General features: G+C 70.5%; 17 protein-coding genes and 2 pseudogenes. 13 read left to right on the plus strand and 6 right to left on the minus strand.

The window, feature by feature from the left end; translation table 11 throughout:
* Nucleotides 1-237: 237 nt before the first annotated feature.
* Nucleotides 238-840 carry a recombinase family protein gene (locus ACH4VX_RS29710; protein WP_398371662.1) on the plus strand — a complete coding sequence of 201 codons (603 nt, stop codon included), beginning with the start codon at nucleotides 238-240 and terminating at the stop codon, nucleotides 838-840.
* Between the two features lie 58 nt (nucleotides 841-898).
* On the opposite strand, the gene ACH4VX_RS29715 is transcribed toward ACH4VX_RS29710, so the two are convergent.
* The 4 genes from ACH4VX_RS29715 to ACH4VX_RS29730 all read right to left on the minus strand — a co-directional run bounded on the left by ACH4VX_RS29715 (nucleotide 899) and on the right by ACH4VX_RS29730 (nucleotide 7,401).
* Nucleotides 899-1,624, minus strand: coding sequence for a class I SAM-dependent methyltransferase (locus tag ACH4VX_RS29715; RefSeq protein ID WP_398371664.1), 726 nt, complete (start codon nucleotides 1,622-1,624; stop codon nucleotides 899-901).
* A 141-nt stretch (nucleotides 1,625-1,765) separates the two neighbouring features.
* On the minus strand, nucleotides 1,766-4,231 hold the full coding sequence (locus ACH4VX_RS29720) for a SpoIIE family protein phosphatase (protein WP_398371665.1): 2,466 nt from the start codon (nucleotides 4,229-4,231) through the stop codon (nucleotides 1,766-1,768).
* Nucleotides 4,232-4,375: 144 nt separating this feature from the next.
* Nucleotides 4,376-6,802 (minus strand): MFS transporter, encoded by a 2,427-nt coding sequence (locus tag ACH4VX_RS29725; RefSeq protein WP_398371667.1) that lies wholly within the window; start codon nucleotides 6,800-6,802, stop codon nucleotides 4,376-4,378.
* 155 nt (nucleotides 6,803-6,957) lie between these two features.
* Complete coding sequence (locus tag ACH4VX_RS29730) at nucleotides 6,958-7,401, minus strand: SRPBCC family protein (protein ID WP_398371669.1); 444 nt, start codon at nucleotides 7,399-7,401, stop codon at nucleotides 6,958-6,960.
* A gap of 454 nt (nucleotides 7,402-7,855) precedes the next feature.
* Here ACH4VX_RS29730 and ACH4VX_RS29735 point away from each other — a divergent pair, with 454 nt between their 5' ends.
* Nucleotides 7,856-8,095: a hypothetical protein gene (locus ACH4VX_RS29735; RefSeq protein ID WP_398371670.1), complete on the plus strand. Its 240-nt coding sequence runs from the start codon at nucleotides 7,856-7,858 to the stop codon at nucleotides 8,093-8,095.
* A 494-nt stretch (nucleotides 8,096-8,589) separates the two neighbouring features.
* On the opposite strand, the pseudogene ACH4VX_RS29740 reads toward ACH4VX_RS29735, so the two are convergent.
* Nucleotides 8,590-8,763 (minus strand): annotated as a pseudogene (locus tag ACH4VX_RS29740) (ATP-grasp ribosomal peptide maturase); the annotation flags it as partial.
* 39 nt (nucleotides 8,764-8,802) lie between these two features.
* Here ACH4VX_RS29740 and ACH4VX_RS29745 point away from each other — a divergent pair.
* The 3 genes and pseudogenes from ACH4VX_RS29745 to ACH4VX_RS29755 all read left to right on the plus strand — a co-directional run.
* Nucleotides 8,803-9,008, plus strand: a pseudogene (locus ACH4VX_RS29745) (radical SAM protein); the annotation flags it as partial.
* A gap of 138 nt (nucleotides 9,009-9,146) precedes the next feature.
* A complete protein-coding gene (locus tag ACH4VX_RS29750) occupies nucleotides 9,147-10,727 on the plus strand; it encodes an alpha/beta hydrolase (RefSeq protein ID WP_398371672.1) in 1,581 nt (526 codons plus the stop codon).
* A gap of 55 nt (nucleotides 10,728-10,782) precedes the next feature.
* Nucleotides 10,783-11,310: a GNAT family N-acetyltransferase gene (locus ACH4VX_RS29755; RefSeq protein ID WP_398371674.1), complete on the plus strand. Its 528-nt coding sequence runs from the start codon at nucleotides 10,783-10,785 to the stop codon at nucleotides 11,308-11,310.
* A 5-nt stretch (nucleotides 11,311-11,315) separates the two neighbouring features.
* Here ACH4VX_RS29755 and ACH4VX_RS29760 read toward each other — a convergent pair whose 3' ends face one another.
* Nucleotides 11,316-11,891: an adenylosuccinate lyase gene (locus tag ACH4VX_RS29760; RefSeq protein WP_398371675.1), complete on the minus strand. Its 576-nt coding sequence runs from the start codon at nucleotides 11,889-11,891 to the stop codon at nucleotides 11,316-11,318.
* Between the two features lie 352 nt (nucleotides 11,892-12,243).
* On the opposite strand from ACH4VX_RS29760, the gene ACH4VX_RS29765 reads away from it, so the two are divergent.
* The 8 genes from ACH4VX_RS29765 (at nucleotide 12,244) to ACH4VX_RS29800 (ending at nucleotide 22,299) form a co-directional block, all read left to right on the plus strand.
* Entirely contained in the window at nucleotides 12,244-14,049 is a 1,806-nt protein-coding gene (locus tag ACH4VX_RS29765; protein WP_398371676.1) for a 3-hydroxyacyl-CoA dehydrogenase family protein, read from the plus strand.
* A 163-nt stretch (nucleotides 14,050-14,212) separates the two neighbouring features.
* A complete protein-coding gene (locus tag ACH4VX_RS29770; protein ID WP_398371677.1) occupies nucleotides 14,213-15,025 on the plus strand; it encodes a TetR family transcriptional regulator in 813 nt (270 codons plus the stop codon).
* Nucleotides 15,026-15,405: 380 nt separating this feature from the next.
* Nucleotides 15,406-16,749 carry a crotonyl-CoA carboxylase/reductase gene (gene ccrA, locus ACH4VX_RS29775; RefSeq protein WP_398371678.1) on the plus strand — a complete coding sequence of 448 codons (1,344 nt, stop codon included), beginning with the start codon at nucleotides 15,406-15,408 and terminating at the stop codon, nucleotides 16,747-16,749.
* A 10-nt stretch (nucleotides 16,750-16,759) separates the two neighbouring features.
* Nucleotides 16,760-18,787 carry a protein meaA gene (locus tag ACH4VX_RS29780; RefSeq protein ID WP_398371680.1) on the plus strand — a complete coding sequence of 676 codons (2,028 nt, stop codon included), beginning with the start codon at nucleotides 16,760-16,762 and terminating at the stop codon, nucleotides 18,785-18,787.
* Entirely contained in the window at nucleotides 18,784-19,746 is a 963-nt protein-coding gene (locus ACH4VX_RS29785; protein ID WP_398371681.1) for an HpcH/HpaI aldolase/citrate lyase family protein, read from the plus strand. The genes ACH4VX_RS29780 and ACH4VX_RS29785 overlap by 4 nt, the downstream gene beginning before the upstream one ends.
* Before the next feature lie 5 nt (nucleotides 19,747-19,751).
* Nucleotides 19,752-20,264 (plus strand): MaoC family dehydratase, encoded by a 513-nt coding sequence (locus ACH4VX_RS29790; protein WP_398371683.1) that lies wholly within the window; start codon nucleotides 19,752-19,754, stop codon nucleotides 20,262-20,264.
* 2 nt (nucleotides 20,265-20,266) lie between these two features.
* Complete coding sequence (locus ACH4VX_RS29795) at nucleotides 20,267-21,472, plus strand: acyl-CoA dehydrogenase family protein (protein WP_398371685.1); 1,206 nt, start codon at nucleotides 20,267-20,269, stop codon at nucleotides 21,470-21,472.
* A 170-nt stretch (nucleotides 21,473-21,642) separates the two neighbouring features.
* Complete coding sequence (locus ACH4VX_RS29800) at nucleotides 21,643-22,299, plus strand: phosphatidylserine decarboxylase (protein ID WP_398371686.1); 657 nt, start codon at nucleotides 21,643-21,645, stop codon at nucleotides 22,297-22,299.
* The last annotated feature ends 20 nt before the right edge of the window (nucleotides 22,300-22,319 follow it).

Genomic DNA, 22,319 nt, shown 5'->3' on the forward strand with positions numbered 1-22,319 from the left:
TCTAGTTGCCTAGCACTATAGTGCTCTGCATCGACCACTCGGCAAGGCATGCACTGCGGGCGCCAGCCGTCCGGCGTCGAGGGGAGCCAGCCGCGCATGGTTGGCGCTCGCAGGGTGTCGAGAAACGAACGTCTGCCGACACTTGGAACCGTGATCACGAACCCGCAGGTGGACAGTGTCGGCAACTCGCGCCGGAAATCAACGTCGGTGAACGGCCATTGGGGATAGCTTCCGACATTGCTTCTTGGCTGCTGCCGCTCCTCGACGGCCGATCAGAACCCCGACCACCAGATCGACGCACTACTGCGAAACGACGTCGACCGCGACAACATCCACGTCGACGTCGCCAGCGGCGCAAAAGCCTCCCGGTCCAAGCTCGACCTCGTCATGCAACTGATGCGCGAGGGCGACACCCTCAAGGTCACCCGGCTCGACCGTCTCTCCCGTTCCGTCCTGCACCTGGTCACCCTCGGCGCCGACCTACGCGAGCGCGGCATCGGTCTGCACGTCATCGAGCAAGGCATCGACACCGCCACCATGGAAGGCCGCGCCATGTTCGGCATGCTCAGCGTGCTCGCCGAGCTCCAGCGAGAGCTGATCGTGGCGAACACCAACGACGGGCTCGCCTCCGCGCGGGCGCGCGGCCGGCTCGGCGGGCGCCGCCCCAAGCTGACTCCGGACCAGGCCGAACTGGCCCAGCAGCTCTACGATGCTCGCGAAAAGACCGTCCAGCAGATTGCCGACATGTTCAACGTCCCCCGCTCCACGGTCTACGGACACCTCGACCGAGAGAAGACCGTGCCCCGCCAGCCGAAGAAGAGCGCCGCGGCAAAGCCCTGAAGGCTACCGGCGGGTTACTTGCTCCCTGGTGTCCGAGCTAGGACTACGGGGCCTTGTCCTACGCGGTGCGTCCCGTCACGAACCAGAGGGACGGCAGTGCGATACGGGTGCCGTCGGGGCCGTGTTCCGTGGTGGTCAGCGGCAGGGTGCCGCTCGCCAGTACGGTCAGTCCGGCCGCGGTCAGGAACTCGGGCACGGCCGCGTCGTCGACCTCGCCGGGGGCTATGCCGTGCCGCAGGACCGGTGCGAGTTTGGGCGGCGGACCGCCGGGGCCGGCCGCGAGGCCCCGCAGGAGGGCTCCGGCGGCCTCGGAGGGCTCGACGAGGAAGGCCCGGCCGCGGTCGCCGACCACCGTGGCGATGCCGTCCACCAGCGCCTGCCGGTCGTCGGCCTCGCACTGGTGCAGCACACCGCGCATGTACACGTTGGCGTCGCCGAGTTCGGCGTGCAGGGCCCCCGACTCGGCCTTCTCCACCGCGTCCAGCCGCCGGTACGCCGCCTGCCCGGCCGGGTCGGCGCCACGGGCGCGGTCCAGGGCGGCGGCACAGAGGTCGGCACCGAGGACCTGCGGGAAGCGGTCGGCGAGGAAGCGGGTCTGGGTGCCGTTGCCGCACCCCAGGTCCACCAGCGGCAGACCGGGGTCGGTGAGATGCGGTTCGAACAGGGCGAGGTGGCGGGCCACCGTCAGGGCGGGCTCCGCGTCCCAGAACACGGCCCCCGGCTCGTCCGGTGCCTCACGCCAGAAACTCTCCCAGGCCTCCCGGTACCGACTGGTCACGCTCATGCCCGACTCCCCAGGGTGCGACGCCGGCCCGCCCCGTGTGACGGGCCAGTACGGTGTATCGCGCCCCGGGCGCGCGGACAAGCACACGGCGCGTTCCTTCACGGCTCGTTCGCCCCGAAGTGCGCCGCGTACCACCGGCGCTCAGCGTTGTCGCGGCAGCGTCAGTTCGAACCACACGCTCTTGCCGGCCGCCGTCCGGCTGGTGCCCCACTGGCGGGCGAGGGTGCTGACCACGCGCAGGCCGCGCCCGAACTCGTCCGCCGGCCGCGCGTCGATCAGCGTCGGCAGTTCGTGGTCGTCGTCCTCCACCTCGCACAGCAACGTGTCGCCGCGCACCAGCCGCAGGGCGACGGGGCGGGCGTGGGAGTGCAGCACGGCGTTGGTGACGAGTTCGCTCACCATCAGCTCGGCGCTGTCGACGAGCTTCGGCAGGCCCCAGTCGTACAACCGCTCGCGAACCACCGCGCGGGCCCGGCCGACCTCGGACGGCTCGGGAGCGATCCGCCATTCGGCGACGTCGTCGGGTTCGATGCCGCCCAGCCGGGCCATCAGCAGGGCCACGTCGTCCTTGCGTCCGCCACATGTGTTGAGGGACCGGATGATGGTGTCGCAGGCGTCGTCCATGGAGGCGGCCGGATGGGCGGCGGACTCGCACAGCGTGGCCAGCCCGACACCGATGTCCTCGCCGCGCACCTCGACCAGTCCGTCGGTGCACATCACCAGCCGGTCGCCGGGTTCCACGGGCACGCGCACCGCTTCGAAGGGCACCCCGCCGACGCCGATGGGCGCCCCGGTGGGCAGGGCGAGCAGTTCGCTGCGCCCGTCGGCGGCACGGACCAGGACCGGCGGGATGTGTCCGGCGTTGGCGAGGTACAGCTCGCTCGCGATGGGGTCGTAGACGGCGTACAGGCAGGTCGCGAGGTAGGTGTCGCCGAGCCGCTGGGCCAAGTCGTCGAGATTGCGCAGGAGTTGCGCGGGCGGCAGGTCCAGCGCGGCCATGGTCTGCACGGCGGTGCGCAACTGGCCCATCATCGCGGCCGAGTTCAGCCCGTGCCCCATGACGTCACCGACGACGAACGCGGTGCGGGCACCGGGCAGCTTCACCGCGTCGAACCAGTCGCCGCCGATCCGCCCGAGCAGGGTGCCCGGCAGATAGCGGGTGGCGATGTCGCAGCCCGCCATGCGCGGCGGGATGTGCGGCAGCATGCTGTCCTGGAGCGTCTCGGCGACGTTCTCCTGGTACGTGTACATGCGCGCGTTGTCGAGCACGAGGCCCGCGCGGGCGGCGAGTTCGGCACCGGTGACCCGGTCCATGTCGTTGAAGACCTGCCGCTCCGGATGGCGCAGCAGGATCATGAAGCCGAGGACGACATGGCGCGCCTTCAGCGGGACGACCAGCATCGAACGCCCGGTGATCAGCGGCCGGATGTCCCGCTTCTCGAACTGCGAGGCGATGGCGTGGCCCGTCTCCTCGCTGATGCGCGGCACGAGGACGGGTTCGCCGGTGGTCATGCACTGGAAGAACGGGGTGTGTGCCGGAAAGGGCATGGCCTCGCCGACGGGTACGACGTCGTCCCAGCGGCCGGGTTCGTCGGTGTGCTCCAGGGCGACCCGGTGCCACAGGGTGGTGGTGTCCGGCACGCCCTCGTCGAATCCCTCACCGGCGACGACCTGTTCGCGCAGATAGGTGCCGGCGACGTCGGTGAAGCGGGGCACGACGGCCTTGCTGACCTCGACGATGGTGCGGGAGAGGTCGAGGGAGGTGCCGATCCGGGAGCTGACCTCGTTGAGGAACTCCAGGCGTTCGCGGACGGCGGCGTACTCGAGGTCCTCGCCCTCGTCGCGCAGTTCCTCGGGCACCGGTTCGCCGGCCGCCAGCGCCCGCGCGGCCCGTTCGCGACGCTCCCGGCGTTCGATGCGCCGGGGCACACCCCAGTCGGGGGTGACGGGCACCCGGTCGTTCTGGCTGAACTCCAGGATGGGATAACCCAGTTCGAGAACCTGGGCGACGATAAGCGCACTGTCGCCGACACTCATGCTGGGGAGGATCTCGGGGAGCCGGCGGGCGAGGTCCGCGGAGCCGGGGAAGTCGGTGTGCAGGGCGAAGCCGGGCGCGATGCGTTCGAACACCCCGGCGCCGTCCGTGTGCAGCCCCTCCGCGTCGGCGGCCAGCACCAGCAGCCGCTCGCGTCCCGGGCCCACCAGCGGGTAGGCCCACCACAGCACGTCGACACGGCCGTTGCCGGAGGCCGCCAGCCGGGCGCGGCCCGCGGCCGGGTAGGACAGACCCCCGCCGAGCGAGGCACCGAGGCCGGGCCCCAGACCGTCGTAGGCGGCGTACGCCCCGTACGGGTTGGGTTCCTCCTCCTCGGGTCCCTCGGGCAGGGCCCCGGTCACGGGCAGCAGGTCGACCGCCGGGCGGCCGAGCGCGTCCTCCTTGGCGAGGGAGAACAGGCGTCGCGCGCCCCTGCTCCAGTGGGAGACGAGTCCGTCGCGGTCGACCACGACCACGGCCAGGGGGATACGGCCGGCGCCGCCCTGTCCGGTCGCCGCGCCGTCCCCCGCGCGGCGATCCGGAGGTGTGTCCCGCTCGGTGCCATGGTCCATGGCCCAGGCCCTCTCTCCCCCGGCTGCGCAAGATCTGTACCGCCGTCACCACCGTACGGCCACGGTCGGTCGCGATGTGTGTCAACGCGGGAATTGCTCGCCGGTGCTCGCACCGGCGTACGTTCCCGCGCGTGACCGACCGTTTCAGTCCTCGTGGCCCAGCTGGAGGTCGCGTTCCGTACGGCCTCCGCCGGCCACCTGGAGCACGGTCGCGACCGGTGGATAACCGGCGGCGATGACGGTGTACTCACCCGACGCCAGGTCGACGAACCGGAAGGTGCCGTCGGGTCCGGTGGTGAGGGTGTCGACGACGTTGCCCGCCGCGTCCAGGAGGGTCACGCGCGCCTCCTCGACCGGCCGTCCGCCGCCGGCCCGCACGGTGCCGCGCAGCACGGCGCCGCCGGCCAGCTCGACGTCCTGGCGCGTCTCGCGGGCGGCCTGGACGGTGACGGGGAGTGCGGCCGGGCGGAAGGCGGGCGCGCTCGCGGCGACGGTGTACTCGCCGGCCACCAGTTCGCTGATGACATAGCCGCCCTCCCGGCCGCTGCGGGTACCGGCGACCACTTCCCCGTGGACGTTGGTGAGGGTGACGGCCGCGTCCCGCACCGGTGTGCCGTCGGCGGTGACGACACTGCCGGCGAGACGGCCCGCGCCACCGAGGACGACATCGAGTTCGACGGGCCGCTCACCGACGGTCACCGAGACCGCCTGCGGCTGGTGACCGCCCGCGGCGGCGATCAGGACGTACGATCCCGGGCCGGGCGTGGCCAGCGCGTACCGCCCGTCCTCACCGCTGGCGCCCCGTCCGGTCTGCTGTCCGGTGACGTCGATGAGGGTGAGCGCGGCGCGCGGTACGGCGGTCCCGTCGGGGTGCTGCACGGTCCCGCAGACGGGGATGCCGCCGGTGTGCGGCGAGCGAAGCGAGGTGGGGGTCCCCCCGCCCGGAGCGTGAGGGCGTGCGTGCGGCACCTGTGCCGTGAAGTGGGCCGGATCGGCGGTGGGGGCGTGGTGGGACACCAGTGGTCTCTCCTTGAGGAAGAAGGCGATGAACAGGCCGAGGACGAGCACCGGCACCAGGTAGAGGAAGATGCGCGGCATGGCGTCGGCGTAGGCCTGCACGTAGGCGTCGCGCAGCTCGGGCGGCAGCGCGTGCACGAACTCGGGGGTGATCGACTGGGCGTCGGGTGCGGTGCCCGCGCCGGCGGGCAGGCCGTCCTCGAGCGCGTCGGCGAGCCGGCCGGCGAAGAGGGTGCCGAAGACGGCGGCGCCGACGCTGCCGCCGATCTGCCGGAAGTAGTTGTGGGCACTGGTGGCGGTGCCGAGGTCTGCGGGGCGCACGGAGTTCTGCACGGCGAGGATCAGCACCGGCATCACCATGCCGATGCCGGTGCCGAGGACGGCCATCCAGATGCTGTAGTGCAGCCGGGGAGTGCCGGTCTCCAGGCGGGACAGCAGCCACATGCCGACGACGGAGAGGGCGGTACCGACGACGGGGTGGAGCCGGTAGCGGCCGGAGCGGCTGATGAGCTGCCCGGAGATGACCGAGGCGCCGACGATGCCGCCCATCATGGGCAGCATCAGCAGTCCGGACTCGGTGGCGGAGGCCCCGTCGACCATCTGCAGGTACGTCGGCAGATAGCCGGCGGCGCCGAACAGGGCGACGCCGATCACCAGGCCCACCAGGCCGGTGACGTTGAAGACGGAGTCCCGGAACAGCCGCAGCGGGACGAGGGGTTCGGCGGCGAAGCGCTCGACGACGAGGAAGAGGACGCCGGCGGCGGCGGCGCCCGCGCCGAGACCGAGCACGACGCGGGAGCCCCAGGCGTACTCGGTGCCGCCCCAACTGGTCAGCAGCACCAGACAGGTGGAGGCGACGGCCAGCAGCAGGGTGCCGAGGACGTCGAAACGGCCCCGGGCCGCAGGTTTGGGGAGCTTGAGCGTCAGGGCGACGACGGCCATGGTGACGATGCCGAAGGGGACGTTGATGTAGAAGCACCAGCGCCAGGAGAGGTGGTCGGTGAAGTAACCGCCGAGCAGCGGTCCGGCGACGGACGCGAGACCGAAGGCGGCGCCGATCAGCCCCATGAACCGGCCGCGCTGCCGGGCGGGCACGATGTCAGCCATGATCGCCTGTACGCCGATCATCAGCCCGCCCGCGCCGACGCCCTGCACCGCGCGGTAGGCGATCAGCTGGTCCATGGTCGACGCGCGGCCCGCCAGCGCGGAGCCGACGACGAAAACGAGGATCGCGAACTGGAAGACGCCCTTGCGGCCGAGCAGGTCGCCGAGCTTGCCGTAGACCGGCAGTCCGACGGTGGCGGTGAGCAGATAGGCGGTGATCGCCCAGGACATCCGGTCCAGGCCGTGCAGCTCACCGACGATCTTCGGAAGGGCGGTGGCGACGATCATCTGCTCGAGGGCCGCGAGCAGCAGCGCCAGCATCAGCGCGAGGAAGACCAGCCGGACCCGGCGGGGGCTCAGGCCCGGCTCGACGACCGGTGCCGGGGGCGCCGGGCCCCCGGCCGGTGGTGCCGTGACCGGCTCGTCCTGCGTCAGAGTGATCCCGCCCATGTGCCGCTCCCCTCGTCGCACCGCCGGACAATTCCTGCGTAAAAGCGACAACTACGAGCAAGCGCGGCAAGTTACGGGACAGAGAAGGGTCGTGACGAGATCACTCGAACCGGTGAGAAGCCAACTCCGCACCGTTCACGAGGGATTGCCGCCCCTTACTTCTCGACCTCCGTGGCCAGCCTGGCCAGCAGGGCGTCGTGGATACGGGCGAGGCCCTTGGGCGCGAAGGTCTTCTCGAAGAAGCCGCCGATGCCGCCGGCGCCGTTCCAGACGGTGCTCACCACGACGCGGGAGCGGCCGTCACCGGCCGGGGTGACCCGCCAGGTGGTGACCATGGAGGAGTTGCGGTCCTTCTCGACCAGTTCGCCGTCGGTCGGCTCGGTGACCTCCAGGAGGCAGTCGCGCACGCGCTTGCTGGTGGCCTGGAGCTTCCAGTGCACGAGGGTGCCCTCACCGTCGCCGCCCTCGCGGACCTCGTACTCGCTGTACTGCTCGGGCAGCAGTTTCGCGCGGGTGCCGCTGTAGTCGGCGAGGGCGTCGAACACCGTCTCCGCGTCCGCCGCGACGATCCGCTCCGTAGTGGCCTCGACCTGCGCCATCGCTTACCTCCAGGGCATGGGTTCTCGGGTGCGGGCCAAGCCAACCACCCCCGTGCCCGGCCGCCCAAATCGGGGGGATGGGAACTGCTCGGATCTGACTGAGTACGGACGCGTTCTGGCGTGTGCGGTGGGTGGTGGTCGAGGGGCGTGTTGTCCCGCCCGGGAGGGAATGAGAGTTCGCCTGTCGAAGGGGTGACCTCTGCGGGTGATGCTCGCCGGATGGGACGAGCGAGTCCTCACGGCTGGTCGGGGGTGCGGGGTGGAGGGACTGCGGATGCTTGTGGCGCCGTTTGTCGCACCGGGCCCGTCGGGGGCAGGAACGGGTCCGAGACCCACGCCTGCTCACTGACCAGGAACGGTCCGGATGCGATCGGGAGAGTGACCGAGAATGTCACTCACACGATCAAGGGAACAAGTGTTCTATTCTATGGTGCAGTGATACCGAGGAGGCGTCATGCCCTGGGAGAACCGCTCACCGGAGTCCGAACACAGCCGGGCCGACGCCGCGGTGTTCGGCGTAGAGGCGGTCACGACCCGCACCTTCGACACGCCGGAGTTCCGTGGCATCACCTTCCACGGGATTCAGGCCCGCTCGATTGCCGACCAGGTGCCGGAAGCGTCCCGCAGCCCATCCAAAATGGATGGTGAACCCGTACCGGGCCCGGACGCACGGTGCACGCACTTCCATCAATGACCCTACTTACGCGGAGTGATTTCTCATGGTCAGCGCACCGCAGGCCGACAGGGTCTGGAAGAACATGACCACATCGATCACAGGCCGGGACAACCGCGGGCCACAGCCCAACGCACCCCGGGCAGGGGCAGCCGCATACTGCGCGCTGCTCCAGGACGGCGGTGCGGGCCCGGCAGGCGGCACTCCCGTCAGTCAGTGGCTGCTCCTACGTAAGCGCACGACCGATCGCCTGAAGGATCAGTGAGCCCTCGCAGCAAGGAACCGCAAGCACCGGCGTGCGTGACCTCACGTCGACTGCCCTGCCGGGGGGGCTTGCGGACCTCCTACAGGGCGGGACCCAAGAGCCGGGGGCACCAGCCGCCGCACCCTCCAGTGCATCGAACGATGCGAAGTCAGTGCCTGGTTCAGCGGGCTACCGCGCATCGCGACCATGCTCGACACCCGCGTCTCCGTCCTCACCGGCCGCCTCAGGCACAGTAGAGGCCCCGCCCATCCGCCACGACAGTCGGACCAGAGGGCTCGCACTCCGCGTCTCCGATGCGGTGGGGGGGGCTGACATACAGACAGCCGGGCAGCGAGGTGAGCACGCCACCGAGTCCGTACCGGGCCTGGGTCACGGCGAACCGGGCGTCCCGCTCGTCGAGGTGCGGGAACGCGAACCCGGTCGGCGAACAACTGCCGCGGCCGGTGACGCACCTGGGGACGGGCCAGCGCTGGTGGCCCGCTACGAGCGGCTGTACGCGGACGGCGCCTACGCCCCGAAGCGGTACCAGCGCCGCATCACCCGCCAGGTGCACGAGCCGGCCCGGGAGTACGGCACCGGCCCCACCCGCGCGGGGCGCCCCGCCGGATCCGCGCTGACGGGCCCGCCGAACCCCTGGCGGCGGAGCCGACCCAACTCACGCTCCTTTAAGCGCGTTCGAGCGCATCCGGCGACCCGATCGGGTCAAGAATCAACAGAACATGTTCGGATGTGGCCCCATACCGGGACGATGCCGCGTGAGCCGTGAGCCCCGCGGCCCGCAGCACCTCCGTCCCGGGAGAGCCCCCTATGAGAAAACGCGCAGCCGTGCTGTGCGGTGCCGCCGTCGTCCTGGCCGGAAGCCTCACGGCCGCGCCCGCCGAGGCCGGCACCCCGCGCGCCGCGGAGACCTTCCACGCCGCGAAGCCCGTGTGGAAGAAGTGCGGTACCGACGACTATCCGACGCTGCAGTGCGCGTCCGTCGAGGTGCCGCTCGACCACGCCGATCCCGCCGGGCGGAGGATCACGCTCGCGCTGTCCCGCGTCCCGCACACCGCGAAGCGGTACCAGGGCCCCCTGCTGGTGAACCCGGGCGGCCCCGGCGGCAGCGGTCTGACGCTCGCCGGGTTCGTCGCGGCGGCGCTGCCGAGGGAGGTGGCCGCCCAGTACGACGTCATCGGCTTCGACCCGCGCGGGGTGGGCGCGAGCGAGCCGGCGCTGGACTGCGCACCGGGCCACTTCGATCCGGTGCGCCCGGACCCGGTGCCGGCCTCGCCCGAGGTCGAGCGGGCGAACCTCGCGCGCGTGCAGTCCTTCGCCGCGGCCTGCGGCCGCAAGTACGCCGGTCTGCTGCCGTACATCGACACGGACAGCACGGTGCGCGACCTGGACGTGATCCGGCGGGCGCTGGGTGCGAAGAAGGTCAATTACTTCGGGTACTCCTACGGCACCTACCTGGGCGCCGTCTACGCCAAGCTGTTCCCGGAGCGGGTGCGGCGCCTGGTCCTGGACTCGGTCGTCGACCCCACCGGGGTCTGGTACGACGCCAACCTCGACCAGGACTACGCCTTCAACGACCGCCACCGCGCCTTCATGGCCTGGGTCGCCCGGTACGACTCGACGTACGGGCTGGGCACCGACCCGGAGAAGGTCGAGGCCACGTGGTACGCGATGCGCGCGACGCTGAAGAAGGACCCTGCCGGCGGGAAGGTGGGCGCCGCCGAACTGGAGGACACCTACCTCCCGGGCGGCTACTACAACGGCTACTGGCCCTATCTCGCGGAGGCGTTCTCGGCGTATGTGAACGAGCGGGACGCCGAGCCGCTGGTCGAGGCGTACGAGAACTTCGGCGCGGGCGACGCCTCCGGCGACAACGGCTTCAGCGTCTACACGGCGGTGGAGTGCCGGGACGCCGCCTGGCCACGTGACTGGCGGCAGTGGCGCAAGGACACCTGGGAGGTGTACGAGCGGGCGCCCTTCATGGCCTGGAACAACGCCTGGTACAACGCGCCGTGCGCGTTCTGGCCGACCGGGTCCCTGCGGCCGGAGCGCATCCGCAACGGCAAGCTGCCGCCCGCGCTGCTGTTCCAGGCGACGCACGACGCGGCGACCCCGTACCAGGGCGGTGTCACCGTCCACCGGCTGCTGACGCGCTCCAGCCTGGTGGTCGAGTCGGGCGGCGGCAACCACGGCATCACGCTGAGCGGGAACGCCTGTCTGGACCGGCACCTGGCGGCCTATCTGGCCGACGGGACCGTGCCGCGCGGGGACGGCGGTGAGGCCGACGCGGTGTGCGCGGCGCTGCCCGACCCCAAGCCGCTGACGTCGAAGGCGGCACCGGCGTCGGCACGCGGTTCGACACTGCACGGCCTGCTCGGCTTCCGGAGTTGAACGCCTGACCCGCCGTGGGGGCGGGGCTGTCGTACCCGTGGTCCATGATGAGTCCATGAGCGGTTTCCTGCTGCGGCCGATGACCGCGGACGACTGCGACGGCGTGGCGGGGATCCGCATACGGGGCTGGCAGCACGCCTACCGGGGACTCGTCCCGCAGCCGTATCTCGACGGCCTCGACATCACGGCGGACGCCGAGCGGCACCGCACACGCCTGCGGCACGGCGACGGCGGCGTGGTGAACCTGGTCGCCGAGACCGACGGCGGCGAGCTCGCCGGGTGGGCCGCGTTCGGCCCGTACCGGGACGGCGGCACGCGCACCGCGGACGCCGAGTTGTACGCCCTGTACCTGCGCCCCGAGCACATCGGCCGGGGCGTGGGGCGGACGCTGCTCACCGAGGCGGTCCGCCGCTGTGCCGCCGCCGGTCACGGGCGCATGCGTCTGTGGGTCCTGAAGGACAACGCCCGCGCCCGCCGTTTCCACGAGCGGGCGGGGTTCGGCGCGGACGGGGCGGAGGAGCCCTTCGAGGTGGACGGGGTGGCGGTGCCCGAGGTGCGGTACGCGCGGGAGCTGTCCGGCTGACGGCCCTACCGCGGCCGGGGGATCCGGGCCAGCGCGTGCACGGCCGCCTCGGCCAGCGCCGGATGGGCGAGGGCGTCGTTGAGCACGGGCTCGGCGCGCGGGTCGCCGAGCTCGCCCAGCCCCTCCACACAGGCCAGCGCGACCCGGCGGTACGGGTCGTGGGGGCGCAGACGCCGCCGCAGCGTGGTGATCAGGGCGGGGACCGCCTCGGGGGCGCGCAGTTCGGTCAGCAGGCGGACCGGGTGCAGGGCGTAGGCGACACGGAGTTCGTTGGTGGCGAGGGCGGCGGCGGCGCGGGCGGTGCGCGGGTCGCCGAGGCGGGCGAGGGCGTGGGCGGCGGCGGCACAGCGCGGCGGGTCACGGTGGTTGAGGAGCAGCACCAGTGCCTCGAAGGCCCGCCGGTCCCCCGCCACCCCCAGCCGGAACGCGGCCAGTTCCCGTGCCCACAGCGGCTGCCCGGCTTCGGTGAGGACGCCGGCCAGGGTGTCGGGTTCGTCCGTGGCCAGGAGACGGTCGTACGCCGTCGATCCGCCCGACTCCGTCCGTAAGCGCTCCGTGAGCGATCGCAACTCTTCGTCCATGGTTCAGAGGTTAGGGGGTGTGCGGGGCCGCTCGGGACGTACATCACAAAGCCGGGGACTGGCGCGCTCGTTACCCGCGAGTTAAGCTCAGACGAGCGAGTTACCCACTCGCGACCCTCCTCACGGCGGTCTGGTGACGCGGCCGCTGTGAGTCGCAGTCGGTTCGGTACTCCAAGTACCGCAGTACGGCTCGGCCCCGGGACAGGGCCGGTCGGATCGGCCGTCGTTCACCGACGGTGCCGGGCGTGTGCGCTCGCAGCCCGGCTGACACCCGCATCCGCACGCACCCGGTGCGCCCTTCGGCGCACCGGGGCGTGTTTCCCGTCGTCACCCTCATTTCTGGAGTCCCGCGATGGCCACTCCCCTCTCCGACACCCCCCTGTCCCCGCTCCGGACCGTCGCCGTGGTCGGCCTCGGCACGATGGGCGCCGGCATCACCGAGGTCCTGGCCGGCGCCGGCCGCGACGTCGTCGGCATCGACATCAGCGAGGCCCAGGCGGCCCGGTGCCTCGCCGCCCTGGAGTCCTCGACCGCCCGTGCCGTGGAGCGCGGCCGGCTCACCGAGCAGCAGCGCGCGGACCTCCTCGCCCGCGTCACCACCTCGACCGACCTCGCGGCCGCCGCCGGCGCCGATCTGGTGATCGAGGTGACCCCGGAGTCGTACGAGATCAAGCAGCAGATCCTCCGGGAACTCGACGGGATCGTGCGGCCGGAGACCATCCTGGCGACCGGCACCAACGCCCTGTCCGTCACCCGCCTCGCCGCCGACTCCGCCCGCCCCGAGCGGGTGCTGGGCATGCACTTCTTCAACCCGGCGCCGGCGATGAAGCTGGTGGAGATCGTGTCCTGTGTGCTGACCGCTCCCGCGGCCGTCACCGCGGTCACCGACCTCGCGCTGGACCTGGGCAAGGAGCCCGTCGCGGTCGGTGACCGGCCCGGATTCGTCGCCGACGGGCTGCTGTTCGGCTACCTCAACCAGGCCGCCGCGATGTACGAGGCGAACTACGCCTCCCGGGAGGACATCGACGCCGCGATGCGGCTGGGCTGCGGGCTGCCCATGGGTCCGCTGGCGCTGCTCGACCTGATCGGCGTCGACACGGCGCGCACGGTCCTGGAGGCCATGTACGCCGAGTCCCGTGACCGGCTGCACGCCCCGGCCCCGATCCTCAAGCAGCTCAGCGAGGCGGGCCTGACGGGCCGCAAGGCGGGGCGCGGTTTCTACACGTACGAGGCTCCGGGCAGCGGGAACGTCGTGCGGGACGCCCTGACCCCGCTGGAGGGCGGTTCCCCCACCGTCGGCCGTCCGGTGCGTTCGGTGGGTGTCGCGGGTTCCGGCACCATGGCCTCCGGTATCGCCGAGGTCTTCGCGAAGGCGGGCTACGAGGTGGTCCTGGCCGCCCGCAGCGAGGAGAAGGCGCAGGGCGCCAGGGCCCGGATCGGGAAGTCCCTGGCGCGCTCCGTCGACAAGGGGCGGATGACCGCCGAGGCCGCCGCCCGGACCCTGGAGCGGGTGCGTCCGACCGGCACGTACGACGACTTCGCCGACGTCGGTCTCGCGGTCGAGGCGGTCGCCGAGGACCTGGAGGTCAAGCGGCAGTTGTTCGCGACGCTGGACAAGGTCTGCAAGCCGGGCGCCGTGCTCGCCACCACCACCTCCTCGCTCCCGGTCGTCGCCTGCGCCCGTGCCACCTCGCGTCCGCAGGACGTGATCGGCATGCACTTCTTCAACCCCGCGCCGGCCATGAAGCTGGTCGAGGTGGTGCGCACGGTGCTGACGGCCGACGACGTCCACGCCACCGTGCGCGAGGTCTGCGGCACGATCCGCAAGCACGCCGTGGACTGCGGTGACCGGGCCGGGTTCATCGTGAACGCGCTGCTGTTCCCGTACCTCAACAACGCGATCAAGATGGTGCAGGAGCACTACGCCTCCCTCGACGACATCGACGCCGCGATGAAGCTGGGCGGCGGCTATCCGATGGGGCCGTTCGAACTGCTCGACGTCGTCGGCCTCGACGTCTCGCTCGCCATCGAGAAGGTGCTGCACCGCGAGTTCCGCGACCCGGGTCTCGCGCCGGCGCCGCTGCTGGAGCACCTGGTGGCCGCGGGCTGCCTCGGCCGCAAGACCGGCCGTGGCTTCCGCGAATATGCCAAGCGCTGAGCGGCGCCCCGGCGACTGGTTCGACAACGGCGCGGAGTGGGGCGGGCTGCTCGACCCCGACCGGTTCCCGCCACCGGCCCACAGCGCCCCTCCCCCGCCCGCCGAGGGCGGGGGAGCCCCCGGTCATGCGCATCGAGCTGCGCACATGCAGTACGTTCAGGGCATGTCCCAGCCCGCCAAGTCCGCACGTACACCAGTCACGGCCGAGCCGCCGGAAAGCGCCGCAGGCTCTCGCGCCGCCGCCCAGCGGCTCAAAATGCGCCGGGAACTGGCGGCCGCCGCGATGGAGCTGTTCGCGACCAAGGGGTACGAGGCCACCACCGTCGACGAGATCGCGGCCACCGCCGGGGTCGCCCGCCGCACCTTCTTCCGCCACTTCCGTTCCAAGGAAGAGGCGATCTTCCCCGACCACGACGACACCCTGGTCCGCGCCGAGGCGGTGCTCAACGCCGCCCCCGCGCACGAGCATCCGCTCGACACGGTGTGCCGTGGCATCAAGGAGGTCATGAAGATGTACGCGGCGCGGCCGGAGATCTCGATCGCCCGCTACAAGCTGACGCGCGAGGTGCCCACCCTGCGCGAGGCGGAGATCGCGTCGGTGGCCCGCTACGAGCGTCTCTTCACCCGTTATCTGCTCGGCCACTTCGACGAGCACGCGCACGACGACGACGCCAACGACGACCCGCTGCTGGCGGAGGTCGCCGCGTCCGCCGTGGTCACCGCGCACAACCACGTGCTGCGGCGCTGGCTGCGGGCCGACGGCCAGGGCGATGTGGAGGCCCAGCTGGACCACGCCTTCGCGATCGTCCGCAAGACCTTCGGCAGCGGGATCATGGCGGGCCGGCGCACCGCGCCGCCGAAGCCGCCCGCGGCCTCGGCGTCCGCGCACGGCGAGGTCCTGGTGACGGTCGCCCATGTGGACGCCCCGCTGGACGAGGTGATGCGGACCATCGAGCAGGCGCTCAAGGAACGCTGAACAGACGCTCACCGCTGTGATGACGGCCACCCCACCGGGTGGCCGTTTTGCCATGTCAGAGGCCCTTTTCGCACGCGTTTCAGGGCCCGTTCGATCGATCATCGCTCATCTGATGCGTAAAGATTTCACCTGAGCCCAGGTTCTGACACTCAGTGCCTTGCGGGCTGACACGGCGTGCCATACGTTGAAGGAGTCCGGGCGAGTCCCGGCGGGCCCACCGCCCGCACGTCCGGACGCCTGCGTCACAGGCAACCTCCCGCGCACACCAAGCGCTGCCGAAGCACCACCGCCGAACCGACGGCATCCCCCGACCCTCAGCAGCACACCGACGTAACCCTCAGCGCCCCTCCCTCAGGGCGCTCATCGCCGGAGGCAACACCGTGACCGTGAAGGACATCCTGGCCGCGATCCAGTCGCCCGACTCCACGTCGGAGGACTTCGCCGCCCTGCCGCTCCCCGAGTCGTACCGCGCGATCACCGTGCACAAGGACGAGACGGAGATGTTCGCGGGCCTCGAGACCCGTGACAAGGACCCCCGCAAGTCGATCCACCTCGACGACGTGCCGCTGCCCGAACTGGGCCCGGGTGAGGCCCTGGTGGCCGTCATGGCCTCCTCGGTCAACTACAACTCGGTGTGGACCTCGATCTTCGAGCCGCTGTCGACGTTCGGCTTCCTGGAGCGTTACGGCAGGCTCAGCGAGCTCACCAAGCGCCACGACCTGCCGTACCACATCATCGGCTCCGACCTCGCGGGCGTCGTGCTGCGCACCGGCCCCGGCGTCAACGCCTGGCGGCCCGGCGACGAGGTCGTCGCCCACTGCCTCTCCGTCGAGCTGGAGTCCAGCGACGGCCACAACGACACGATGCTCGACCCCGAGCAGCGCATCTGGGGCTTCGAGACGAACTTCGGTGGTCTCGCCGAGATCGCGCTCGTGAAGTCCAACCAGCTGATGCCGAAGCCGGACCACCTCAGCTGGGAGGAGGCCGCCGCCCCGGGCCTGGTCAACTCCACCGCCTACCGGCAGCTGGTGTCCCGCAACGGCGCCGGCATGAAGCAGGGCGACAACGTCCTCATCTGGGGTGCGAGCGGCGGACTCGGCAGTTACGCCACCCAGTTCGCACTGGCCGGCGGCGCCAACCCGATCTGTGTCGTCTCCAGCGACCAGAAGGCGGACATCTGCCGGGCGATGGGCGCGGAGGCGATCATCGACCGCAACGCCGAGGGCTACAAGTTCTGGAAGGACGAGCACTCCCAGGACCCGCGCGAGTGGAAGCGGTTCGGCAAGCGCATCCGTGAACTCACCGGCGGCGAGGACGTGGACATCGTCTTCGAGCACCCGGGCCGGGAGACCTTCGGCGCGAGCGTCTACGTCACGCGCAAGGGCGGCACCATCGTCACCTGCGCCTCCACCTCGGGCTACAACCACGAGTACGACAACCGGTACCTGTGGATGTCGCTGAAGAGCATCATCGGCTCGCACTTCGCCAACTACCGCGAGGCATGGGAGGCCAACCGGCTGGTCGCGAAGGGCAGGATCCACCCGACGCTGTCGAAGGTGTACTCCCTGGAGGACACCGGCCAGGCCGCCCACGACGTGCACCGCAACGCACACCAGGGCAAGGTCGGCGTGCTGTGCATGGCGCCCGAGGAGGGCCTGGGCGTGCGCGACCACGTCAAGCGCGCGAAGCACATCGACGCCATCAACCGCTTCCGGAACATCTGAGGGCCGGGACATGACAGAGCGTCAGAAGGACCGTCCGTGGCTCATGCGCACGTACGCCGGTCACTCCACGGCCGAGGCGTCCAACGAGCTGTACCGGCGCAACCTCGCCAAGGGCCAGACGGGTCTGTCGGTCGCCTTCGACCTGCCGACCCAGACCGGCTACGACTCCGACCACGTCCTCGCCCGCGGCGAGGTCGGCCGGGTCGGGGTGCCGGTGGCCCATCTCGGTGACATGCGCCGGCTGTTCCAGGACATCCCCCTGGAGCAGATGAACACCTCGATGACGATCAACGCCACCGCCATGTGGCTGCTGGCGCTCTACCAGGTCGTCGCCGAGGAGCAGGGCGCGGACATCACCCGGCTCCAGGGCACGACCCAGAACGACATCGTCAAGGAGTACCTGTCCCGGGGGACGCACGTCTTCCCGCCGGGGCCCTCGCTCCGCCTGACGACGGACATGATCGCGTACACGGTCTCCCACATGCCGAAGTGGAACCCGATCAACATCTGCAGCTACCACCTGCAGGAGGCCGGGGCCACGCCGGTGCAGGAGATCGCGTACGCGATGTCCACCGCGATCGCGGTGCTCGACGCGGTGCGCGACAGCGGCCAGGTGCCGCAGGAGCGCATGGGTGACGTGGTCGGCCGTATCTCCTTCTTCGTGAACGCGGGTGTGCGCTTCGTCGAGGAGATGTGCAAGATGCGCGCCTTCGGCCGCATCTGGGACCGGGTCACCAGCGAGCGGTACGGCATCGAGGACCCCAAGCACCGCCGCTTCCGCTACGGCGTCCAGGTGAACTCGCTCGGTCTGACCGAGGCGCAGCCGGAGAACAACGTCCAGCGGATCGTGCTGGAGATGCTGGCGGTGACCCTCTCCAAGGACGCCCGCGCGCGTGCCGTGCAGTTGCCGGCCTGGAACGAGGCCCTGGGCCTGCCCCGCCCCTGGGACCAGCAGTGGTCGCTGCGCATCCAGCAGGTGCTCGCCTACGAGAGCGACCTGCTGGAGTACGACGACATCTTCGAGGGCTCGAAGGTGATCGAGGCGAAGGTGGAGCAGCTGGTCGCGGACTCGTTCGCGGAGATGGGGCGGATCGAGGAGATGGGCGGTGCGATGGCCGCCGTCGAGTCCGGCTACCTCAAGTCCCGGCTGGTCTCCTCGCACGCCGAGCGCCGGGCCCGGATCGAGTCGGGTCAGGAGAAGATCATCGGTGTGAACGCCTTCGAGGGCACCGAGCCGAACCCGCTGACCGCCGACCTGGACACCGCGATCCAGACGGTCGACCCGGCGGTCGAGGCCCGCGTGATCGCCTCGCTGCAGAACTGGCGCGACACCCGCTACCAGCCGCCCTTCAACCACCCGCGCCCCTGCAAGGCGCTGGAGAAGCTGAAGGAGGCCGCCAAGGGCACCGGCAACCTCATGGAGGCCACCCTGGAGTGCGCCCGCGCGGGCGTCACGACCGGTGAGTGGGCCGGGGCGCTGCGCGAGGTGTTCGGCGAGTTCCGGGCGCCCACGGGAGTCTCCTCCGCCCCGGTGGCGGTCGCCGCCGAGGCCGGCTCGGCCCTGTCGGAGGTCCGCCGCAGGGTGGATCTGACGGCCGGGGACCTCGGCGTCGGCAAGCTGCGCTTCCTGGTCGGCAAGCCGGGTCTGGACGGGCACTCCAACGGCGCCGAGCAGATCGCCGTGCGGGCCCGCGACGCCGGGTTCGAGGTGGTCTACCAGGGCATCCGGCTCACCCCGGAGCAGATCGTGGACGCCGCCCTCGCGGAGGACGTGCACGCGGTGGGCCTGTCCATCCTGTCCGGCTCGCACGCCCAGCTGGTGCCGGACGTGCTCGAACGGCTCCGTGTGGCCGGTGCCACGGACATACCGGTGATCGCCGGTGGCATCATCCCCAGCGGTGACGCCGAACAGCTGCGGGCCGCGGGAGTGGCCGCGGTCTTCACCCCGAAGGACTTCGACATCACCGGGATCATCGGCCGCATCGTCGACGAGATCCGCACAGCGAACAAGCTCGACCCCCTGGAGGTCCCCGCATGACGACCGTGAACCGCCTTCGCCCCCGGCGCTCCTGCCTGGCGGTACCGGGCTCGAACCCCCGCTTCCTGGAGAAGGCACAGGGCCTCCCGGCGGACCAGGTCTTCCTCGACCTGGAGGACGCGTGCGCGCCGCTCGCCAAGCCCGAGGCGCGGCACACCATCGTGAAGTTCCTCAATGAGGGTGACTGGACCGGCAAGACCCGCGTCGTGCGCGTCAACGACTGGACGACGGAGTGGACGTACCGGGACGTCGTGACGGTCGTCGAGGGCGCAGGACCGAACCTCGACTGCATCATGCTGCCGAAGGTCCAGGACGCCCGGCAGATCGTCGCCCTGGACCTGCTGCTGACGCAGATCGAGAAGACGATGGGCTTCGAGGTCGGCCGGATCGGCATCGAGGCGCAGATCGAGAACGCCCGCGGCCTGAACAACGTCAACGAGATCGCGCAGGCCTCCCCGCGCGTCGAGACCATCATCTTCGGCCCGGCCGACTTCATGGCGTCCATCAACATGAAGTCCCTGGTCGTGGGCGAGCAGCCGCCCGGCTACCCGGCGGACGCCTACCACTACATCCTGATGAAGATCCTGATGGCCGCCCGCGCCAACGACCTCCAGGCGATCGACGGCCCCTACCTGCAGATCCGCAACGTGGACGGCTACCGCGAGGTCGCCCGGCGCGCCGCGGCCCTCGGCTTCGACGGCAAGTGGGTGCTGCACCCGGGCCAGGTCGAGGCGTCCAACGAGATCTTCTCGCCGTCGCAGGAGGACTACGACCACGCCGAGCTGATCCTGGACGCGTACGAGTACTGCACGTCCGAGGCGGGCGGCAGGAAGGGCTCGGCGATGCTCGGCGACGAGATGATCGACGAGGCCAGCCGCAAGATGGCCCTGGTCATCTCGGGCAAGGGACGCGCGGCCGGCATGCGGCGCACCAGCAAGTTCGAGATCCCGGAGGGCTGAGCGCCATGCAGTTCGGACGCACCTACGAGGAGTTCGAGGTCGGGGCGACGTACAAGCACTGGCCGGGCAAGACGGTCACCGAGTACGACGACCACCTGTTCTGTCTCCTCACCATGAACCACCACCCGCTCCACATGGACACGAACTACGCCGAGAAGACGACGGACTTCGGCAGGAACGTGGTGGTCGGGAACTACGTCTACTCCCTGCTGCTCGGCATGTCGGTGCCCGACGTCTCCGGCAAGGCGATCGCCAACCTGGAGATCGAGTCGCTCAAGCACGTGGCGCCGACCTTCCACGGCGACACCGTCTACGGCCAGACGACCGTGCTCGACAAGTGGCCGTCGAAGTCGAAGGACGACCGCGGGATCGTGTACGTCGAGACCAAGGGCTACAAGCAGGACGGCACGCTGGTGTGCGTGTTCCGCCGCAAGGTGATGGTGCCCACCGAGACGTACGTCAAGGAGCGCGGCGGCGAGCAGCCGGGCCGCCCGGAGCTGAAGGAACAGGGGAAGTAGCTATGGCGCGCCTCGCCCAGACCGCCGGTCTGACCGACGTCCAGCAGGAGATCCTGACCACCGTCCGCGACTTCGTGGACAAGGAGATCATCCCGGTCGCCACCGAGCTGGAGCACCGCGACGAGTACCCGCAGCAGATCGTCGACGGCCTGAAGGAACTCGGCCTGTTCGGCCTGATGATTCCCGAGGAGTACGGCGGTCTGGGCGAGTCCCTCCTGACGTACGCCCTGTGCGTCGAGGAGATCGCCCGCGGCTGGATGTCGGTGTCCGGCATCATCAACACGCACTTCATCGTGGCGTACATGCTCAAGCAGCACGGCACGCAGGAGCAGAAGGACCACTTCCTGCCGCGTATGGCGGCCGGCGACATCCGCGGCGCCTTCTCGATGTCGGAGCCGGCTCTGGGCTCCGACGTGTCGGCAATCACGTCGAAGGCGGTGCGGGACGGCGAGGAGTACGTCCTGAACGGCCAGAAGATGTGGCTGACGAACGGCGGCACGTCGTCGCTGGTGGCCGTACTGGTGCGGAGTGACGAGGGTCACCCCGAGGGTACGGCGCCGCACAAGTCGATGACGACCTTCCTCCTGGAGAAGGAGCCCGGGTTCGGCGAGGTCCGCCCCGGCCTGACCATCCCCGGCAAGATCGACAAAATGGGCTACAAGGGCGTCGACACGACCGAGCTCGTCATGGACGACCTGCGGGTTCCCGCCGACCGGGTGCTCGGCGGGGTCACCGGCCGGGGTTTTTACCAAATGATGGACGGTGTCGAGGTCGGCCGCGTCAACGTGGCGGCGCGTGGCTGCGGTGTCGCTCAGCGTGCCTTCGAGCTCGGCGTCCGGTACGCCCAGCAGCGTCACACTTTCGGCAAGCCGATCGCCCAGCACCAGGCCATCCAGTTCAAGCTGGCGGAGATGGCTACCAAGGTGGAGGCCGCGCATGCGATGATGGTGAACGCGGCACGCAAAAAGGACTCCGGTGAACGAAACGACCTTGAAGCAGGGATGGCGAAGTACCTCGCCTCCGAATACTGCAAGGAGGTCGTGGAGGACGCCTTCCGGATCCACGGCGGCTACGGCTTCTCCAAGGAGTACGAGATCGAGCGCCTCTACCGGGAGGCGCCGATGCTGCTGATCGGTGAAGGCACCGCCGAGATCCAGAAAATGATCATCGGCCGCCGACTGCTCGAAGAGTATCGATTCCAGGGTTAGATGTCCGGATACGGGGTGCTTTCTTGGAGAAGAGGATCACACCCCGTATGCACTCTTCGGCTGTCGACTCGGCTGACTGGCTTACCCAGTTACGGCCCGGAGCCGCTACGATCGCCGGAAAGCCGCCGTCCCCCGCAAGTGCGCGGCATCATCCGCTACGAAGGTCATCCATGCCCCACAGCCAAACCTCTGCACACCGCGACAGCCTCGTCGGCGTACGCCTCGCGCGCGGAGCATCGCCGTGGCTTCTGCCGACCGTCGCCACCGCAGCCGTCAGCCTTCTGCGCGCCCGCCGCTCGGGTGCCGCCAAGGCCGTCGCCGTCCCCGCCACCGCCCTGGCGGCGGGGATGCTGTGGTTCTTCCGCGACCCCGAGCGCGAGATCACCCAGGGCAGGGTCATCTCGCCCGCCGACGGTGTGGTGCAGAGCATCATGCCGTGGAAGGACGGCCGCACCCGCGTCGCGATCTTCATGAGCCCGCTCAACGTCCACGTGAACCGGGCGCCGCTGTCCGGCACGGTGACGTCGGTCGAGCACATCCCCGGTGGCTTCGTTCCCGCCTTCAACAAGGAGAGCGAGAACAACGAGCGCGTCGTGTGGCACTTCGACACCGAGCTCGGTGACATCGAGATGATCCAGATCGCCGGCGCGGTGGCCCGCCGCATCGTCCCCTACGTGCCCCAGGGCACCAAGGTCGAGCAGGGCGAGCGCATCGGTCTGATCCGCTTCGGCTCGCGCGTCGACATCTACCTGCCGGAGGGCGTGGAGGTGGCCGTCGAGGTCGGTCAGAAGACCGTGGCTGGGGTGACTCGCATTGACCGTGGTTGATCCCGAGACACAGACCGGCT

Origin of the sequence: Streptomyces sp. NPDC020731 (assembly GCF_044334705.1) — a bacterium.
Taxonomy (GTDB): domain Bacteria; phylum Actinomycetota; class Actinomycetes; order Streptomycetales; family Streptomycetaceae; genus Streptomyces.